Source organism: Leclercia sp. LTM14, assembly GCF_023736175.1.
In the GTDB taxonomy this organism is placed as follows: domain Bacteria; phylum Pseudomonadota; class Gammaproteobacteria; order Enterobacterales; family Enterobacteriaceae; genus Enterobacter; species Enterobacter barmai.
In genome coordinates this window covers 25,693-44,415 of sequence record NZ_JAIKTT010000014.1, presented here as the reverse complement: position 1 = coordinate 44,415, position 18,723 = coordinate 25,693, and the positions used below count along the sequence as shown (strand labels likewise).

General features: G+C 53.8%; 17 protein-coding genes, 1 tRNA gene and 1 pseudogene. 2 read left to right on the top strand and 17 right to left on the bottom strand.

Annotated features, from left to right (window positions below; genetic code table 11):
- Positions 1–50: 50 nt before the first annotated feature.
- The 12 genes from K5I40_RS21610 to K5I40_RS21555 all read right to left on the bottom strand — a co-directional run bounded on the left by K5I40_RS21610 (position 51) and on the right by K5I40_RS21555 (position 9,472).
- Positions 51–617, bottom strand: a complete 567-nt coding sequence (locus K5I40_RS21610) for a hypothetical protein (RefSeq protein ID WP_223075593.1) — start codon at positions 615–617, stop codon at positions 51–53.
- A 54-nt stretch (positions 618–671) separates the two neighbouring features.
- Positions 672–884, bottom strand: a complete 213-nt coding sequence (locus K5I40_RS21605) for a hypothetical protein (RefSeq protein WP_062677023.1) — start codon at positions 882–884, stop codon at positions 672–674.
- 90 nt (positions 885–974) lie between these two features.
- Positions 975–1,145 carry a hypothetical protein gene (locus K5I40_RS21600; RefSeq protein WP_169809891.1) on the bottom strand — a complete coding sequence of 57 codons (171 nt, stop codon included), beginning with the start codon at positions 1,143–1,145 and terminating at the stop codon, positions 975–977.
- Positions 1,146–1,403: 258 nt separating this feature from the next.
- Positions 1,404–1,853, bottom strand: coding sequence for a single-stranded DNA-binding protein (locus tag K5I40_RS21595; protein WP_062677022.1), 450 nt, complete (start codon positions 1,851–1,853; stop codon positions 1,404–1,406).
- 195 nt (positions 1,854–2,048) lie between these two features.
- Positions 2,049–4,805 carry a TOPRIM and DUF927 domain-containing protein gene (locus K5I40_RS21590; protein ID WP_223075613.1) on the bottom strand — a complete coding sequence of 919 codons (2,757 nt, stop codon included), beginning with the start codon at positions 4,803–4,805 and terminating at the stop codon, positions 2,049–2,051.
- Between the two features lie 2 nt (positions 4,806–4,807).
- Positions 4,808–5,017 carry a hypothetical protein gene (locus tag K5I40_RS21585; protein ID WP_062677021.1) on the bottom strand — a complete coding sequence of 70 codons (210 nt, stop codon included), beginning with the start codon at positions 5,015–5,017 and terminating at the stop codon, positions 4,808–4,810.
- Positions 5,010–5,573 (bottom strand): host cell division inhibitor Icd-like protein, encoded by a 564-nt coding sequence (locus tag K5I40_RS21580; protein ID WP_251929852.1) that lies wholly within the window; start codon positions 5,571–5,573, stop codon positions 5,010–5,012. The genes K5I40_RS21585 and K5I40_RS21580 overlap by 8 nt, the downstream gene beginning before the upstream one ends.
- Positions 5,566–6,285 (bottom strand): Rha family transcriptional regulator, encoded by a 720-nt coding sequence (locus K5I40_RS21575; protein ID WP_223075596.1) that lies wholly within the window; start codon positions 6,283–6,285, stop codon positions 5,566–5,568. The genes K5I40_RS21580 and K5I40_RS21575 overlap by 8 nt, the downstream gene beginning before the upstream one ends.
- Positions 6,286–6,438: 153 nt before the next feature.
- The gene (locus K5I40_RS21570) at positions 6,439–6,741 is read right to left on the bottom strand and encodes an AlpA family transcriptional regulator (RefSeq protein WP_223075597.1); all 303 of its coding nucleotides are present in this window, start codon (positions 6,739–6,741) and stop codon (positions 6,439–6,441) included.
- Between the two features lie 489 nt (positions 6,742–7,230).
- Positions 7,231–7,998 (bottom strand): hypothetical protein, encoded by a 768-nt coding sequence (locus K5I40_RS21565; protein WP_251931038.1) that lies wholly within the window; start codon positions 7,996–7,998, stop codon positions 7,231–7,233.
- Between the two features lie 18 nt (positions 7,999–8,016).
- Positions 8,017–9,231, bottom strand: a complete 1,215-nt coding sequence (locus K5I40_RS21560; protein ID WP_223075599.1) for a phage integrase central domain-containing protein — start codon at positions 9,229–9,231, stop codon at positions 8,017–8,019.
- Positions 9,232–9,396: 165 nt separating this feature from the next.
- A tRNA-Thr gene (locus K5I40_RS21555) sits at positions 9,397–9,472 on the bottom strand.
- 307 nt (positions 9,473–9,779) lie between these two features.
- Between K5I40_RS21555 and K5I40_RS21550 the strand changes: the two genes are divergently transcribed.
- Positions 9,780–12,413 carry an EAL domain-containing protein gene (locus K5I40_RS21550; protein WP_286011614.1) on the top strand — a complete coding sequence of 878 codons (2,634 nt, stop codon included), beginning with the start codon at positions 9,780–9,782 and terminating at the stop codon, positions 12,411–12,413.
- Positions 12,414–12,447: 34 nt separating this feature from the next.
- Here K5I40_RS21550 and proA read toward each other — a convergent pair whose 3' ends face one another.
- Positions 12,448–13,701 (bottom strand): glutamate-5-semialdehyde dehydrogenase, encoded by a 1,254-nt coding sequence (gene proA, locus K5I40_RS21545; RefSeq protein ID WP_223075600.1) that lies wholly within the window; start codon positions 13,699–13,701, stop codon positions 12,448–12,450.
- A 10-nt stretch (positions 13,702–13,711) separates the two neighbouring features.
- Positions 13,712–14,814, bottom strand: a pseudogene (proB, locus tag K5I40_RS21540) (glutamate 5-kinase).
- A gap of 303 nt (positions 14,815–15,117) precedes the next feature.
- Between proB and phoE the strand changes: the two are divergent.
- A complete protein-coding gene (phoE, locus tag K5I40_RS21535; protein WP_039032095.1) occupies positions 15,118–16,170 on the top strand; it encodes a phosphoporin PhoE in 1,053 nt (350 codons plus the stop codon).
- Between the two features lie 66 nt (positions 16,171–16,236).
- Here phoE and crl read toward each other — a convergent pair whose 3' ends face one another.
- The 3 genes from crl to gpt all read right to left on the bottom strand — a co-directional run bounded on the left by crl (position 16,237) and on the right by gpt (position 18,498).
- Entirely contained in the window at positions 16,237–16,638 is a 402-nt protein-coding gene (gene crl / locus K5I40_RS21530; protein WP_223075601.1) for a sigma factor-binding protein Crl, read from the bottom strand.
- A gap of 57 nt (positions 16,639–16,695) precedes the next feature.
- On the bottom strand, positions 16,696–17,940 hold the full coding sequence (frsA, locus tag K5I40_RS21525; RefSeq protein WP_039032093.1) for an esterase FrsA: 1,245 nt from the start codon (positions 17,938–17,940) through the stop codon (positions 16,696–16,698).
- Between the two features lie 99 nt (positions 17,941–18,039).
- Positions 18,040–18,498 (bottom strand): xanthine phosphoribosyltransferase, encoded by a 459-nt coding sequence (gpt, locus tag K5I40_RS21520; RefSeq protein WP_032616685.1) that lies wholly within the window; start codon positions 18,496–18,498, stop codon positions 18,040–18,042.
- Between the last annotated feature and the right edge of the window lie 225 nt (positions 18,499–18,723).

Genomic DNA, 18,723 nt, shown 5'->3' with positions numbered 1-18,723 from the left:
GAAGCCACGACTCTCTACCTGACGCCCGGTTACGGTTGGTACGGTTGGCATTAGTAACCTCCAATTTTGAAGCGAAAGTCTGATCCCATCGCGCCAGAATCCAGCATTGGAGTTGTTCCAGTTTTAGTCTTAAACGGGTTCCATTCACCTCCACCGATCTGATAAGCACCGTATGCCTTAAGCGGGGTAGTCAGAAGCGTTGTCGCGGCCCCTATGTTTCCCTGCTTGCGTGCCGATACAGCCTGGGCGTCATAGTTTGCAGACTGAGCCTGATAGCCATATGCCTCACGCTGGGAGTTGTTAACGGTCGTAAGCGTATCGAGAGTTCCGAACTGAGCGGTGTCCCCAAAGATATCCAGCGCATTGCCTGTTGATAGCTCGGCGCCGGTGGCACCCATGGTTGCCGCTTGCGTACCTGCGACCTGACGATTACGGCGACGAACTTCCTCAGCCTGGGCATTACCACGGTTGATTGAGTCCTGCGCCTGCGCCTCTGCTACGTCAGCATTCCGCTCAGCCACCGCTGCCGAATACTTGCCAGTCTGATACTGGTTGTAGGCGGATAGTGCACCAGCAACGAGGGTAGCACCGGCAAAGATTGTGGTAGGTTCACACATTATTTCACCTCTTTTAATCTTATAAAATCAATGAGATAAATTGAAAAATAGTTCTTAGTGTGTTCGTTCTGGATTTATAGCGTTGTGAGTTATGGCATCCAAAACCCCGTTTGGATAATTGGGGATAACCGACTGTACGATGCTGTAAAGAGCCTTGTAGCGCAGCATTAATTCCAGGATGTGCTGGCGTTTTGCGAGGGATAATTCACTCGCTAGTTTCTGTACTTCTTGCAGTAGCTCTTCATCAGTAATATTCGCTTTCATCATTACCTCTCTTAACCTTTAAATGTTAAATATAATCTTGATAATCATGCAGATAGTTGTTTCAGCCTTATAGCTTTTACCAACGTGATTTAACTAAACTCTTTCAAAATGATGCTGCAGCGCCTTATCCATCAACCCACGCGCAATTTCGTGTAGCGTTGGCGCCACACCGATGCCGGATTTTTGCTTCTGTTCATCCTGAATTTTTTTAATAGCCTGAATCTGGCTGTCGCTAAGCAGAACCGGCTTTACTGAAATGGCCATAACCCCTCCTGACACTCTATATCGATACAATTATTATAATTTCACTAAATGCAATGATCATCGCCATCATTGCAAAAAACGAAATTAATGGCGAAAAAAAGACCACCAGAGGTGGCCTTATCATTCCAACGTCCCGCCCAAATGTGGCGTGCTTTTTGATTGCCTGCGAGCTGAGCGATTCGGTGTACGATCGTCTGTTTCGATGCTCAATGGCATGCTGGCTTCATTTAAAACCAGCGGCCCACTCTCACGGCATCCTCAGAAGGGGATCTGATCGTCGTAAGCCTGGCTCTGGTCGTAGTCCTCATAGGCCTGCGTGGGTGGTTGCTGTTCCTGCGCGCGGCGCAACGCGTCGGTTGCCTGCCCCTGCTGGCCTTTCTTTCCCCCAGGGCGCGCCGTTCTGGCGCTGATCACGCTATCGGCGATCACCTGATACCCGGTCTGTGTGCCGCCATCGTTACCCGTCCACTGATTGACCTGCATATTGCCCGCCACGCTCACCAGGTCGCCTTTTTGATGCTTCGCCAATGACTGGGCTTGCCTACCGAACGCCGTGACCGCCAGCCAGAAGGTGGCCTCACCGTTCTCTGCTTTCTGACATGGCAGCGTAACTGCCATGCGGGTAAATGCCATCGGGTTACCGTTGTTGGTCGTGCGGCTCTGCACATCCGCCACCAGCCGCCCGTATGCTGAAATTTGTGCTGTCATCGTCTTATTTCCTGTCGCTGATGCTGAAATCCGGGGTTGGTGTTGGTTCAAAAAGGCCATTTGTTGGTTCAGTGTTGGTTCACCTTTAAAGCGTGAACCCTTAAATAACAATCGTATAAAAACACTGAACCAACTGAACCAACTGAACCAACACCTAAACTACGCACATGAGAGAGTTACATACTCTGGCTGGCTTCACTCCGGTTGATACTGGATCACGTAAACATTGATCTGTCGGCCATCAATGCGCGGAGATTTGCGCTGATACCCTCGCCCTGTATTTGGCGGGGTCAGCATCCCTGCATTTTTCAGCACTTCAGCAAACATCTTCGCGTTGAACCCCTGCGCAATCTCTTTTTCAAAAGCTGCCGGAAAGGTGTAGAACACCACCGGGTCCGCTTCATGCCCTCCCTTCTGGCGGTACCCTGCCAGGTTGGTAATTGGCAGGCTTCCAGGGTCATACGGGAATGGTGCGAACCGGCTAAGTCCGTGAGCATTGAGGAATGCTTCGGTCTGCTCAATGATCTGCTGATGTTCTTTGTTACCGGTGCCGAACTCCCGAACCCAGGCGTTGAAACTGTACTGGATGGCATCCCGGCAGGTCTGTTCATCCCAGCCGGTGATCACCCGCCCGGCCATGAGCGCAGCCTCCAGAATGGCGAAGCGCGCCCCGACGCGATGAACCTGCTCGCCGTAATCCGCCGGTATTATCCCGCGCCAGCGCGCCTCTGCCTCCCGCACAGCATTAACGGCTTCCTGTTGGTGGTCAGCCAGCCACTGAATCCATGAGCGCCCCGCAGCTCCGTGGTGATTCTGATAAGCGTCTTTAAGCGCATCGGCATGGTGCTTACCGCTTTCATGGCCGTGAAAGCGAAAAGCTTTACAGAGTGGGATATTAAGCAGACGCACCAACTGCCCGGCCTTTGCCTTGCGTCCGGCACCGGCAATGAAAGTCTCGAGATCCACCTCACCGGTACTGATGGCAACAGTGCGCCAGCGTTTCAGCTCGCGGTTGCCGCCCTCTTTGGCGCCCTGCAATTTCCCGGTACCGTTAAACAACGCATAAGCCGACTTATACACCTCAACCGGATCCGCGCCCTGGCCAATTTCATCCAGGGGCATCAGCGCGTCATTGTGCGCGGCGGCTTCGTTCGCCAGCCCCAGCGCAGTGCCGTACCACGTCAGACGCAGCACATCAGGATTGCCGTACAGACTGGCTGCAACGTTGGCCGTGGTAGTTTTACCGGCGCTCGACTGTTCATAGAAATGGATCCCGAACCCGTCCGCTCCGGCGAGGCCAATCAGCGGGGCCGCCAGCGCAGCCGCAACACCAGTCATCATGGAGTAATTGCCATTTGCCAGATTTGCCACACTGTCACGCCAGCTCTCTGCTGTACCGCGAGTGGTATAGCCTGATGCGGCAGAACTGCGTCCGTTAAAAAGCACTGGTATTTCAGGAGTGCCGATAATGTCGCCGTCAGGCATCAGGTATGCGCCACACTGCCAGCCTGTAGCCTGAGCGATGCGCCATATCTCACCTTTGTGCGCCTGACTCTGTAACCAGTCAGCCAGCGTCGCGCGCAAGCCGCTTTTTGTGGTGACATACAGGCCGCCACCTTTAAGCGTTCGCCACCCCTCTCTTTCACCAATGTCGGCCAGAGGGATCGCCTGCGTCGTTTCTTCCTTCGCTCCCAGCGCCCGCCAGCGCAGCACCAGATAGCGCGTTCTGTTGTCATCAATACCAACGCCCACCACCTGGAGGGCGGAACAAAGCAGGCTTTCCACCTCGGTGATCTCCCCGCCCTTTTCCCTGGGTTCCACCCAGAAAAGACCATTGCGGCGGCTATCCACGTAGGGCTTCTGTGTGTTGCGTTTCTGACTGACGTGAGAGCCGATCTCAATTACTTCTGCTGGCGCAGTCACTTTTTCTCCTTGCGGCCGGTATAGCGATTCGTTAAATGTTGCGCTGGCGGACTGGAGGCCATCACGCTGGCGCAGATCATCCCAGTCGGCTTTTTCTTCGCCTAGCGGCAGCGCTACCAGCCCGGACACGATTTCAGCGGCCCGTTCTGCGCTGACACGCCCGGTATTCACCATGGGTTTCCCCTTATCATCCAGTTCGCCCGGCGCGTGCCAGTCATTATCCGCGGCAATGACGATTTGCGCCTGCGGATATTGCTGTCGCATCACCTGCGCAACGGGCAGCAGGTTCCCGGCGTCAATCGCCACCACCGCCAGCGCGTCGGGGCGCATTAGGTGAACAGACAGGACGGTTGCCAGCCCTTCACCGATAATCACTGTTTGCGGCGAAAGAGAGGGGTTAATTACATGATATGCACCCTTTTTCGCCGACCCGGTAAGCAGACGTTTCTCACCATTAGCCGCAATGGTCTGCGCGGCGGCAGCTGTGCCGGATTCATTCACCAGCGTCAGCACTAGGACACCATCAGGCAGGATCGGATAGAAAAACCCGGTCAGTCCCTTGCCTGCCAGGTAAGCGGATTCACCAGGTTGCGCCTGAGCCGCCAGCGCCGACAGCTTAGAAGAGAAGCGGGCCGCTCGCGTCGCCTGTTCTTGGGCCTGCTGCTGCGCCAGCGCCGCCCGGCGTTCTGCCTGGACCTTTTGCTGCTGGGCACCACACTGGCTAGTGGGATTGCGTATGTCCTGCACGTTCATCCCCAGCGCGTCGGCCACCAGCTGAGCGGCCCGGGTGGCGTCGCAACTGTTTACTTTTTTCACCAGTTCCAGCCCGTCTCCAGCGCCGCAGTTATTACAGAAATGAGCTCCGCGCCCGTCGTCATCGAAGCGAAAGCGATCTTTTCCGCCACAAGCCGGGCAGCCGACCTGAGCGCGGGGCGAGTCGGGAACATCGATCCCCATGAGTGAAAGAACATCTGGCCAACGGCCGCGGGCTGCCTCAGAAATTTGGCGGATCATGTCGATGTTACGCATCATCATTCTCCATCCTCGATACGCTCATTATGCTCAAGCTTTTTCAATAATCCGGTGCCAATAAGTTCCGAAGCATCAACCAGATAGCTCTTTGTATGAGGATCTTCAATCTCGTTTATGGAACGAAGGATAGACAGTAAACATTCAACATCATGGGTAAGTTCGGAAATTAAGTAAGCCTCGTTTGCTGGGCGAGAAAATAGGTTACTCATAGCTCACCCCCTGCAATGCCAGGCGGCCGGCAAAGAAACAAACATGTTCACGTAGTAGTTCGCGACGAGCTTCACGTTCAGAAGCGGCAACGATATGGTGAAGGATAGGTTTTACAACCTGACTATCGCGACGAACTGCGGCGATAATCCAGATAAATTGCGGATTTTGGGTAGGGAAAGTAGCCATGATGGCAGCCTCCGATAACAATGGTATAAACCCATCACCGGAAACGCCAATTTCACTGGTGATGGACTGGACAGGGTTGGCGTAACCGGCGTTATCGGAAACCGGCGCTTCCGAAGAAGCCCCCGCCCAGCCCACCATAATCTCGTGAACGACACGGACTATAACCGCATCGCTGAAAAAAGGGTGTACTAAGCTAGCGACACAAAAAAAGACGCCTGGCGCGTCGTATGTCGCCGATAACTTTACCAGGACGCCAATCCTGACACCAGATTTTGCTGGTGCGCTATAACCATAAACCTGGTTAGGGACGAACGGCAAGCCCTTTTTGTGCAGAGGGTGCAAAACTTGATTTAAGGCATTTTTACGCATGTCCTACCCCCAGGGTGGCATTGCCGCTCATAAGGCTGGCGAATGCCTCCATGCGCTTAGCCACCTCTCTCACCGCATCTGTAGGGGTCATGCCATTGTTAATGGCTTCCTGGAATGCGGCCTGCTCAATTTTCTGCATAACGATCAGTACGCCCAGCTGCTGCGCATCAGCGGAGCCACGCTCGCCATCTGACAGGCCAGCAACGCGGTTTTCAGCGCGTGCCAGATTGATGTAGTGGTGACGCTGCGCGCCCAGCGCCTTCAGGCCGTCACGGCTTTCGTGATAACCGGGCAGATATTCACGGCGTACCGGCTGAGTGGCGCGACGATTCGTGAATGCCTTAGTGACATCCAGCTTGAACTGGTTAACACGCTCAGGATCACGCCCACGGATGATGCGCAGCAGATAGTCGAGTTGGGGCTCATTAAGCAGATAGCTAATCTCAGGGCGTCCGCGCTTGCGGCCTGATTTTCCCGATTTCAAATCGGGTAATTCTTTGAGGGACTGGCGGGGCAGCGATCCCAGCTCACGCAATCTGTCCTGGTGCGATTTGATCGTCGCGCCCAGGCTTTCATGCTGTATTCCGGCGCGCTCTGAAATGACGCGGGAATCAATGCGCGGCTCGGACTTATGATTAATTAAAATGTCATTCTGGCTGGCTGCAGGGTGAGCAAGGCCCTGACCTGATAAGGTCATATTATTCAGTTTCATTTTCAGGCTCCGTTATTTTGCAGTATTACGGTGCTTTTTCAGGATGCGATGTACGCTGACAGGCTGAAACTATAATCAGCAGCAGAATTCATCTGCACAAAAGCCTGATTCAATGCGCTATGGCGCTTGGTCGCACTGAGGATTTCATTTCCATTACGCAACCCCCATCGCATGATTCTGATGTTTGCTACGCTTTGCTTCTGCTCTCTTCAAGGCTTCCTGCTGTCTTTTTTTAAACTCTTCTGCTGAATTTAAGATCTGGGTGTCTTTCCATGCATAGTAATCCCTCGCCAACCATCGACTTAAACGGCCAAGCTTAATGGGACGAGGAAATCTACCCTCAGACATTAGTCGATAAAACCATTTATCACCCATGCCAGAATCTGCGGTAATAAACTTCATATCTATCAACTGATCGTTACTAACCCGGTCTTGTTGATTGCTAATCGTTTCCATCTTTCGTTCACCTTCTTTGTTTTTCGTCAGGTTCACTATATGGGATTGGATTTTTTTCAGTAATGACAATACCAGAGGGAGATTAGCTTAATGTCGCCATGTCAAACACGTTCATTCAGTACCACATGTTTGACATGACAATGCTTGTGATTTGCGGGCGGGATATTGGCATGACAAAGTCAGGCTTGGTTGTACCTGTTCTTTGTCACCCCTAAATGCTTTGCATGTTCGTGAAACTTAGTGGAAATTTCACGATTTAGGGTGTAACCATTCATAGCATTTTTTCTAGTTTTAGATTTCTCCAATCTTTTTTTGAAAAATCCTCTCGTTCAGCAATGCTCTGCAGTTCGAGCTCATGGCGCTTTTTAACACTACTCCACAGACGAGCAAGCGTTCTATGCTCGACAATATTTTCGATAAACCCAGCCCCCATAAATACATTTGTAACGCTTAATACATTTTTCACTCCACATGAATGAAGAAGTATCATTAAACCCGAAGCAAATATCCTTTCATGGAGCGTTTCATCTTGTCTTTTTGTAATGATAAGTGACTCCGTTTTTTTATAAGTTGCTCAATTTCAAATAGATTGAAAACGCCATCCCCCATATACTCATCTGGCTCGCGACGGTTACGATTTAAGCTGTCAAAGATGGAATCCTGTGCCATCTTACATACTTCTGCCAGCTTAGCCTTATACTCATTCAGGAAGCGTAGATCATCCATAATCCCGGAATTACCTTTTTTTGCTTGGTACTGCAAAATGAGGCGTAGCAACCGAGAGTAAAATGATTGCCCAATCATTGGATAGTAGGCATATACCATCTCTTGAGCACATTTCATCCAGTAGAAGTATTCCTGTACTGGCGGACCGAAAACTTCATCAATATATATTCTCTCACAGTGTCTATAAGCGCGTAACTTATTCCTAATGATGCTATCGAGAGCAGCATCATATATAAAATCCAACGGTGATTTGCTGAATTTAACGAGTCCTATGAACTTTTTGAAGTTCCTATCATTTCCTATCACATTGTTGTAAAAGGACAAATTCGCCTGAACATCAATAGAACTATATTGATTTATTTCTTTTAAAACAAAAAGTTGGCAAGTCTGCGCAACCATCTCGGCATCTTCAAACGTTGATATCTTCTCAGCATCAATTTCCTCAATTGTCCAAAAAGTTATTGATTCGATCAGCCTGACCAACTTCATACATTTTTTAAGGGATTGCCCTTCTTCATGATTAGTAGTCATTTAGAGCCCCATTATTAATTATCTCGTTAAGCTAAATTTACCGTGAATCACATTTTCACCATGCTGCAGACTATCCATATAGTTTGCATACCACTGGAGCATCTCGCGACGACCGTCCAGATATTGGGCATGGTTGTACGTTCCCCGAATAGAGTTCTTATCGATATGCGCCAACTGCGTTTCAATCCAAGCTGTGTTGTAGCCTTGTTCGTGGAGAATCGTGCTCATGGTGTGGCGGAATCCATGGCCTGTTACTTTCCCGGCATATCCAATCCGCTTAAACACCTGGTTAATGCTGGCCTCACTCATAGTCTTCCTTGGATCGTTACGCCCTGGGAACATGAGAGGGTATCTACCAGTGATTTCACGAATGCGTGCAATGATGGATAGCGCCTGCAGGGATAAAGGGACCATATGTGGGCGGCGCATTTTCATGCGTTCAGCGGGGATTTCCCATACTGCGACCTGCTCATCGATTTCTTGCCAGGATGCCCCGCGCAACTCTCCCGTTCTGAGGCCGGTAATAATGAGCAAGCGTGCAGCCAGTACCACCAACTCACTGCCTGAGTAGCGTGATAGCGACTCAAAAAATGCGGGAAGCTCTGGCGCATTTAGGAAAGGGTAGTGTTTGGATTCATGCCCCTGCATGGCACTAGTGAGATCTGGTGCGGGGTTATACTCAGCCCTGCCAGTAACGATGGCATAACGGAAAACCTCTCCGCAACGCTGCCGCACTTTTTTGGCTTTCTCTGTAGCCCCTCTAGCCTCCATTCGACGAAGCACATTCAGCAGCTCAAGCGGCTTAATCTCCGCAATTGGCTTTTTGCCAATGTAGGGGAACACGTCTTTTTTGAATGCTTCCATAATGTCGGAGGCATATCCAGGGGACCACTTCTTTAACTTACTCGAATGCCATTCTGTAGCGATGTCATGAAATGTATTGTTTACCTGAGCTTCGCGGCTGGCCTTTTCTTCCCGCTTTGCTTCGTTAGGATCGATACCCCCAGCGATACCCCTTTTTGCCTGATCACGTTTAGCGCGGGCATCTGCCAAGGTAACGTCTGGATACACGCCTAAAGCAAGCAATTTCTCCTTTCCTGAAACCCGATACTTGAGCCTCCAGTAACGGGCACCATTTGGATTCACGAGGAGGTAGAGGCCACCACCATCGGCGAGCTTGTAAGGCTTATCCTTTGGCTTGGCTGTATCGACCTGACGGGCATTAAGTTTCATTTGGGGGTATCTCAGGAAGACCGAACAGAATATACCCCCGAATGTACCCCCAATACGGTGTAGATTTCAATAGACATTGGTAGAAGTAGAAAGAATACAACAGCACAAAAACCCCAGCATTCACGGTGCTTCGTGGAGTTAGAGAGAAAGAGAAAGAAGTAAGAATGGTGCCGATAATAGGAGTCGAACCTACGACCTTCGCATTACGAATGCGCTGCTCTACCAACTGAGCTATATCGGCTTTCAGGAGGGGTGCTTCGGTGTAAAAGGGTAAGAAAAAGCGCCCACCCCGTCAAGCCTTCGCCTTTTGGTTGTTGTTTTTTGCAGCACCATGAACAAAATCAACACAAACCGAAGGGTTACTGCCCTCTTTTGGCTTTTTCAACCGCTCCGCTGGCGACTATTTACCCACACTGCCTGCCCCCTCTCCCCGCATCTTTCCAGGATCGTCTATCTTCAGTTTTAACTTATTAAAATCAAGCCCCGCCAGAACAGGTCGATACTTACAGAGACCGGAACGAAGAAAAGCCTGAGAGAGTGGGTGAATAATGCATAAATTTTTTGTCTCCGATGACGTAGCCGGCACGGACCTTGAGCCGAAAAGAACCGCCAGCTTTATCAAACGCGCCCTGCTGGTGATGGTGTCTCTGCTGGCGATGCTGTTTATCATCGCCATCATCGCGTTGCTGACCATCGTGCGCAATATCAACGAAGACAGCGATAAGCACAGCGCCATGCTGCTGCAAAAGGCGATCTATAACCGTGTCGATACGCTCACGACCCACATCAAAGACTATGCCTGGTGGGGCGAGGCCTACCAGCATCTTCACCCCAGGGTGGACACTGACTGGGCCTATACCCGCCAGAATATGGGCGCTTCGCTGTGGCGCGATTTTGAGTACGAAGGGGTGTTCGTGCTCGACGGTAGCGGGCAGACTCGCTACAGCGTGATTAACGGCAAGCTGGTGGCTCGCTCCCTGCAATCCTGGCTGGGTGACGATCCCCTGCCCGACCTGACGCAAAAAATAGATAAGCCTGACGCCATGCCAGTGGCGAGTACGGTGGTGATGAAGGATGGCCATCCGGCACTCGTGGCGGCAGCGCGCATCACCACGGGTGATGACTCAAGCATTAATGTTGCTCCTGGTTCCGCATCGGTGCTGGTGTTTGTGGACGTGCTGGATGCGCGTAAGCTCACCGCGCTGGGTGAGGAGTACGGAATCGCCGAGACACGCGTGCAGCATAAGGGCGCGCCGAAGCTGGCAGGTCGCCGCGGGACGGCGACGCTCCCGGTTGATGGTCAGCAGGTCACTTTTGAGTGGAAAAGTGAGGATCCGGGGCGGGAGCTGATGCGCTATATCCTGCCGCTGCTGATCCTGCTCGCGCTCTGCACCGCTGTTCCCGGCGTGATACTGGGGCGCAACGCGCTGAAAAAGGCGCGTATGTATGACGAAAATACCTGGCTGCTGGCGCAGAACCGTCTGGCGCTGACCGCCAGCGAAAGACGTTTTCGTGACGTCGCCGAGGCCACCACGGACTGGATCTGGGAGACGGACACCGAACTGCGTTTCACCTGGCTTTCTGAGCGTTTTCCGGGGATCACGGGGCACAGTATCTCGTCCTGGATCGGCCGCCCGCTCAGCGAATTTATGGAGGCAGAAAACCAGTCGCTGGCGGAGTGGATCACCCTGCCCGGCCAGACGGGCCATCGCCGCCTGCTGCACTGCCGCTATCTGTCGGCGATGGGCCACCAGCGCTACTGCCATATTGCGATCAAACCCGTTGTCGCGCCGGAGGGGATCACCGGCTACCGCGGCACCGCCACGGATGTCACCCTCGAAGTCGAGGCCCAGGCGCGCGTGGAGTACCTCTCCCGACACGACGATCTCACCGGGCTGCCCAACCGGGTGCGCATGCGCGAGTTTCTGGAGGGCAAGCTGCGGGCACAGCCTACCCAGATGCACCCGCTGGCGATGCTGAGTCTCGATCTCGATAAGTTTAAGCCGGTCAACGATCTGTTCGGCCACGGTGCCGGTGATAGCGTGCTGCATGAGGTCTCGGCCCGGTTACGGGCCTGCATCCGGGATTACGATCTGGTGGCGCGCCAGGGCGGGGACGAGTTTATTCTGATCATCTCCGACATTCACGACCGGCGCTACATTGAGACCCTGTGCGAACGCATCATCACCGAGCTGACGCGCCCTTTCCTGATCAACGGAAATGAGATCGTGATTGGGGCCAGCATCGGGATCGCCATGGCACCGCATGATGCCGTCGACGCGGGCGAGCTGCTGCGGTTCTCCGACATTGCGCTGTACCGGGCCAAAACCACCGGGCGTAACAGGTGGATGTTCTACACCCCGGAAATGGCAGAGCAGATTGTGCAGCGCCGGGAGATGGAAGAGAGCCTGCGCGAGGGCATCAAAAAAGAGCAGTTCAGTCTTGTATACCAGCCGCGCTATGGCCACAACTCATCACGGATCATCGCCGTGGAGGCACTCATCCGCTGGCATCATCCCGAACTTGGTCTGATCATGCCGGATCAGTTTATCTCCCTCGCCGAAGAGACCGGGCTGATTATCCCGCTCAGCGACTGGGTGCTGAAAACCGCCTGCCGGGATGCGCAGCAGACGCTGCATGGCCTCTCGGTATCGGTGAACATCTCTGCGGTCGAGTTCCGATCCTGGCAGGTGGTGGATCGCATCAGGGAGGCGCTGCAGGAGTCGCAGCTGGATCCGGCCCGGCTGGAGATCGAAGTGACCGAGAATGCCACGCTGTGGAACCCGGAGAACAGCCTCGAAATCATGCTGGCGCTGAAGAAACTGGGCGTGAAGCTGCTGATGGACGATTTCGGCACCGGCTACTCCTCCCTGAGCTACCTGCGCAATTTCCCGTTCGATGGCATCAAGCTGGATAAATCCTTTATCGACGGCATGCCGGGGAGCGACAGCGCCAACACCATCGTCGAAAATATTATCGGCCTCGGCAAAGCGTTCTCGCTGAGCATTACCGCAGAAGGGGTGGAAACCGAAGAGCAGCTGCAAAAGCTGATGATGATGGAGTGCGATGAAACCCAGGGGTATTTAATCAGCAGGCCGCTTAGCCTGACGGCACTGAAGGAGCAAATCGCCGCGCTGGACTCGGCGGCACAGGAACGGGCAAGCCAGAATAATCAGGGATAGCGCGGGCAACAGCGGTTGCTGCCCGCGCAGGGGATTACGCGCGAATAGTATCGTCGCCGAAGCCGATCCACTTGTAGGTGGTGAGCGCTTCAAGCCCCATCGGGCCGCGGGCGTGGAGCTTCTGGGTGCTTACCGCCACTTCGGCGCCCAGGCCAAACTGGCCGCCGTCGGTGAAGCGGGTAGAAGCGTTGACGTAAACCGCAGAAGAGTCCACTTCGTTGATAAAGCGATTCGCATTGCTCAGGGTGCGGGTGAGGATCGCATCGGAATGCTGAGTGCCGTGTTCACGAATGTGGGCGATGGCGTCGTCGAGATCGGCAACCACCTTCACGTTCAGATCCAGCGACAGGAACTCGTCGTCGTACTGCTCCGCTTTCACCGCTTCAACCTTCGCCGGGCCGCTCTGCAGCTGTGTCAGCGCGTTGGCATCGGCATGCAGGGTAACGCCGCTTTCCGCCATCTGCTTGCAGAGCGCTGGCAGGAAGGTGTCGGCGATGTCCTGATGCACCAGCACCGTCTCCACCGAGTTACAGGCACTTGGACGCTGGATTTTGGCGTTGACGATAACCTTAAGGGCCGGGTCGACGTCGGCGGTGTCATCCACAAAGATATGGCATACGCCGATACCGCCGGTGATCACCGGGATCGTCGACTGCTCGCGGCACAGCTTGTGCAGGCCTGCGCCACCGCGCGGGATCAGCATGTCGATGTATTTGTCCATACGCAGCATTTCGTTGACCAGGGCACGATCCGGGTTTTCAATCGCCTGAATCGCCCCGGGCGGCAGGCCGCACTCTTCCAGCGCCTGCTGGATCACTTTTACCGTGGCGGCGTTGGTGCGCCAGGTCTCTTTCCCGCCGCGCAGGATGGCGGCGTTGCCGGTTTTCAGGCACAGCGAGGCAACATCTACGGTCACGTTGGGACGGGCTTCGTAGATCACGCCGATCACCCCCAGCGGCACGCGGCGACGTTCGATGCGCAGGCCGCTGTCCAGCAGTCCGCCGTCAATCACCTGCCCTACCGGATCGGCGAGGCTGCATACCTGACGCACGTCGTCGGCAATGCCTTTCAGGCGTGCGGGGTTTAACGCCAGACGATCGAGCAGCGCCTCGCTCAGGCCGTTGCGGCGGGCTTCCAGCAGATCCTGCTCGTTAGCGAGCAAAATCTCGTGGGACTGGGCTTCCAGATACTCTGCAATTTTTTCCAGCACGCGGTTTTTCTCGCGGCTGGAAAGGAGCGCCAGTTTGTACGAGGCGGCTTTGGCAGCGGCGCCCATTTGTTCCAGCATGTCCTGCTCCTTAACGGGTGATCATGTCGTCGCGATGGACAGCAACCGGGCCGTACTCATAGCCGAGAATGGCATCGATCTGCTGTGAATGGTGGCCTGCAATGCGGCGCAGCGCGTCGCTGTTGTAGCGGCAGACGCCGTGGGCAATGTCGCGCCCTTCCTGATTGCAGATACGAATCACTTCACCACGGGAGAAGTTACCTGTCACGCTTTTAATTCCTTTTGGAAGCAATGAGCTGCCTCTTTCCAGAATCGCGGCGGTCGCGCCTTCATCCACAATAAGCTCGCCGGCCGGCGCGCGCCGAAGATCCAGCGTTTACGGTTTTCCAGCGGGGTGGCTTCGGCATGGAAACGGGTGCCTACCGAAATGCCTTCCACCACGTCGCCAATCACGCCCGGACGGCTGCCTGCGGCAATAATGGTGTCGATCCCCGCCCGGCAGGCCACGTCGGCCGCCTGCAGCTTGGTGCCCATACCGCCGGTGCCGAGGCCAGAGACGCTGTCGCCCGCAATGGCGCGCAGCGCGTCGTCGATGCCTTTCACATCGGTGATCAGCTCAGCCTGCGGGTTGGTGCGCGGGTCGGCGGTGAACAGACCCTGCTGATCGGTCAGCAGTAGCAGTTTATCTGCCCCTGCCAGAATGGCGGCCAGCGCGGAGAGGTTATCGTTATCGCCGACTTTGATTTCTGCGGTGGCGACCGCATCGTTTTCGTTAATCACCGGAACGATGTTGTTATCCAGCAGCGCGCGCAGGGTGTCGCGGGCGTTGAGGAAACGCTCCCGGTCTTCCATATCGGCGCGGGTCAGCAGCATCTGCCCGACGTGGATGCCATAGATAGAGAACAGCTGTTCCCAGAGCTGGATCAGGCGGCTTTGCCCTACCGCCGCCAGCAGCTGCTTGGAGGCGATGGTGGCGGGGAGTTCGGGGTAGCCCAGGTGCTCACGCCCGGCGGCGATCGCCCCGGAGGTGACAATCACAATACGATGCCCTGCGGCGTGCAACTGCGCGCACTGGCGCACAAGCTCAACAATGTGGGCGCGATTAAGGCGGCGCGATCCGCCTGTTAACACACTGGTACCGAGTTTTACCACCAGCGTCTGGCTGTCACTCATGATTCTCTGCCGTTCAAAATAGGGGAAATGATATCAATCAGACTTTTTATCAGGACTGGGGCCTGTTGCCAACCGCCTTAGCACTAAGGCCACCACTTTGTTGCGCGGGATCAGGAAGCGTAGCGGCAAACTTTGACACTTTTATTACTGAAACAGAAAAATACATTTATTTAAAATTATTCTGAGATTGTCATAAAACGTTCATTACAGAAAGTTAAAACCCTTCCTGTTTTTTCACGGAACATAAGCATCAGCTGACTGTTCAGCGAATATTAGCGCGTATATATAAAACCAGGATTGAAAATGAAAAAGAGTACTCTGGCATTAGTGGTAATGAGCGTTGTGGCAACTTCATCTGTACAGGCAGCCGAAGTATTTAATAAAAACGGCAATAAACTGGACGTGTACGGTAAAGTAAAAGCCATGCGTTATATCAGCGATGATGATGCTAAAGATGGTGACCAGACTTACGTGCGTTTCGGCTTTAAAGGCGAAACGCAGATCAACGAACAGCTGACCGGCTATGGCCGCTGGGAAGCAGAATTCTCCGGCAATAAAGCCGAAAGCGACGCAACGCAGAAAACCCGTCTGGCCTTTGCCGGTATTAAGCTGAAGGACTTTGGTTCAATCGATTACGGTCGTAACCTGGGCGCGCTGTATGACGTTGAAGCCTGGACCGATATGTTCCCGGAATTCGGCGGTGACTCTTCCGCGCAGACCGACAACTTCATGACCAAACGCGCCAGCGGTCTGGCAACCTACCGTAATACCGACTTCTTCGGCGCCATTGATGGCCTGGATCTGACCCTGCAATATCAGGGTAAAAACGAAGGCCGCGAAGCCAAAAAACAGAACGGCGACGGTTTCGGTACTGCACTGACCTATGATTTCGGCGGCAGCGATTTCGCTATCAGCGGCGCTTACACCAACTCTGACCGCACCAATGCCCAGAATCTGCTGGCACGCGGCGAAGGTGAAAAAGCAGAAGCCTGGGGCACCGGCCTGAAATATGACGCGAACAACGTTTACCTGGCAGCCATGTACACCGAAACGCGTAATATGACGCCAATCTCTGGTGGTTTCGCTAATAAAGCGCAAAACTTCGAAGCCGTTGCGCAATATCAATTTGACTTTGGTCTGCGTCCATCCCTGGGTTATGTCCAGTCTAAAGGTAAGGATATTGAAGGTATCGGTGATGAAGATATCGTGAAATATATCGACGTCGGCGCGACCTATTATTTCAACAAAAATATGTCGGCGTTTGTTGATTATAAAATCAACCAGATTGACGACGATAATAAACTGGGCGTGAGCAGCGATGACATCGTTGCGCTGGGTGTGACCTACCAGTTCTGATTTATGCAAATAAAAAAAACCCGGCTCGGTGCCGGGTTTTTTATTGTCTGTTTTTCGCGTCAGACGTTATGCCGTTAATTTCACCGGCTCGTTGGTGAAATCATCAGCAGGCTCGAGTTTAAGATCGAACGTTGCCAGCAGCGCACGGGCTTTTTCATGGAATTCACGCAGGGTGTGCTCAAGGCGCTGGACCACTTCCGGATCCTTAATGGCCGTCGCCTGCCAGTGACCCTCTTTATCGAACAGGCCAAACTGGTAGTTATAAGTGAAGCGTGACTCTTCGGCTTCCATTTCCATCCACCATCCCCAGAATTCGCGCTTCTCCGGCGCTGGCTTTACGTTAACGCACACGGCCAGGCAATCGAAAAAGAAACGATTCTTTTCGCACTGCTCTTCGCGGATGTAGGGGCCAAGAGCCATAAACTTCTTGATCATTCTACTTTTCGGATGTCCACTCGGTAACGTCATTGCGATCTCCTTTTGTGAAGCCACTGTTTTACCAAACCTCAAAAAATTAGCAATCTCTTAACTCAATCTCTGATGGATCCAGCGCGTGATCTGTTGCAAGGCTTTGTCAAAATTCTCATACACCGGGCTGAACGGCACCTCCAGCAGTTTGCCATCCACAGATGACGAGGTGATTAAGCGGGACTCCTCTTCCGGGCTGAACGGATCGTTTTTCCAGAAACCCGAGAGCATTGGCGTAGGGCAACGGCGGCCCAGCAGCCCCTGCATTTTCAGGGAGTAGCGATTGAGCTCCACGCGCAGCGCCTCGTCTGAGGCATCGTGCATACCCAGTCGGCTGGCCAGCACATCAAGATACATCTCCGGCACGCTGCCCTGACGGGCGGGTTCACTTAACAGAGCGTGAACCACCGGCCCCAGACAGGCCACCGCCTTCAGGCGTGATGATTCCAGATAGGCCAGACGAACGGCGACATTAGCGCCAAAGCGGAAGCCAAACGCCGCCACCCGGGTGTGATCCACCCACGGATTCTGTTCCAGCGCTTTCAGGGCATGCTGGTGGAGCAAGCTGGAATCCTGCGTCAGTTTCCATTTTGACGAGAAGCCAATCGACGGCATGTCGAGGGTCAGCATCGCCAGCCCTTTCGGCGCCAGGTAGCGCTCATACAGGCTGTAGTAATCGGTTTGCAGGGAGTCGAGGCCGCCGCACATCATCACCGTCGGGAAAGGGCCGTCGCCTGGGGGCATATGCAGGAAGCCGGTCACCGCCGGGCCGCCGGGGATGGTAAAGCTGATTTCGCGCATACGGCCAGGCAGGTGCTGGGCCGCTTCCTGGTAGGCACGGTTCGCCAGCGCCTGGGCCTGCTCCGCCAGTTCATCGCCTTTCAGGTGCGGGTATGCCGCGATGCTGTAGAGGTTACAGGCGTGCAGCCAGTGCTGGCCGCTAAGCAGAGGATCTTCCTCCTGGCTGGCCTTCTGCTGCCAGAGCATCGCCTGTTTTGCCCATTCGTAAATCCAGTTGCCGCCGCGATAGCCTACCACCGTATCGTACAGATCCTCGTCGGTACGTTCGGCCTGGCTCATGACGATACGCGCCTGCACGTCGAGAATTTCACGGGGATCGATGCCGCGCCAGATCCACATCAGACGGTTCACCATGCGGTACCAGTGCGGGATGTTTTTGCCATCCAGCGCCGATTGCACTGAGGGTTGTACGCCGCTGTTAAAACGACGAACCAGCGTCGAGGTTTCCGGGTGCTTGAATTTGGGCTTGAAGAGAATTTCGCTGAGATTCGCCTGGGACATTGCGCGCTGCCTCTATAGATACGTCAGAGGGCATCATTGTAACGCGACAGAGGCGAAAAAAATAACGCCCGGCATCACCGGGCGTTAAAAATGTATTTATTAGCGGCCTGAAATAGGTGGGACGAATACGACGCCCATATCCCATGGCTGTTCGATCCAGGTATCCTGTGGGATATCAATGACATAATCGTCAACCAGCGGCTTACCGGCCGGCTTGGCGAAGATGGTAACGAAATGCGCTTTTGGATACATTTCGCGGATAGCGACTGCCGTACCGCCGGTATCAACCAGATCGTCAATCACGATGAAACCTTCACCATCGCCTTCAGCGCGTTTCAGCACTTTCAGCTCACGCTGGTTGTCGTGGTCGTAGCTGGAGATGCACACGGTATCGACATGACGAATACCCAGCTCACGTGCCAGCAGCGCCCCTGGTACCAGACCGCCGCGGCTGACAGCGATAATGCCTTTCCACTGTTCGGATGGCATCAGGCGTGCAGCCAGTTTACGTGCATGAATCTGCAACATGTCCCAGGTGACGATGTATTTTTCGCTCATGTGAATTGTCCCAGCCTGTGTTTATACGGCTTAAAAAGTGTTCGAGGGGGAAAATGGTTGCGCGAGATTATAGAGATCTGAAGCACTAAAAACCAGTGCTAAGCGGTTACAGCGGGAGTTTTTACTTGCTTACCCCTACCAGCCGACAGAGAAAGTGGTATTCTCAAACCCACCTCGCAAGTCTGACTTGTGGTAACTCTAAACCTGCTAACCCCGTGACCTGCA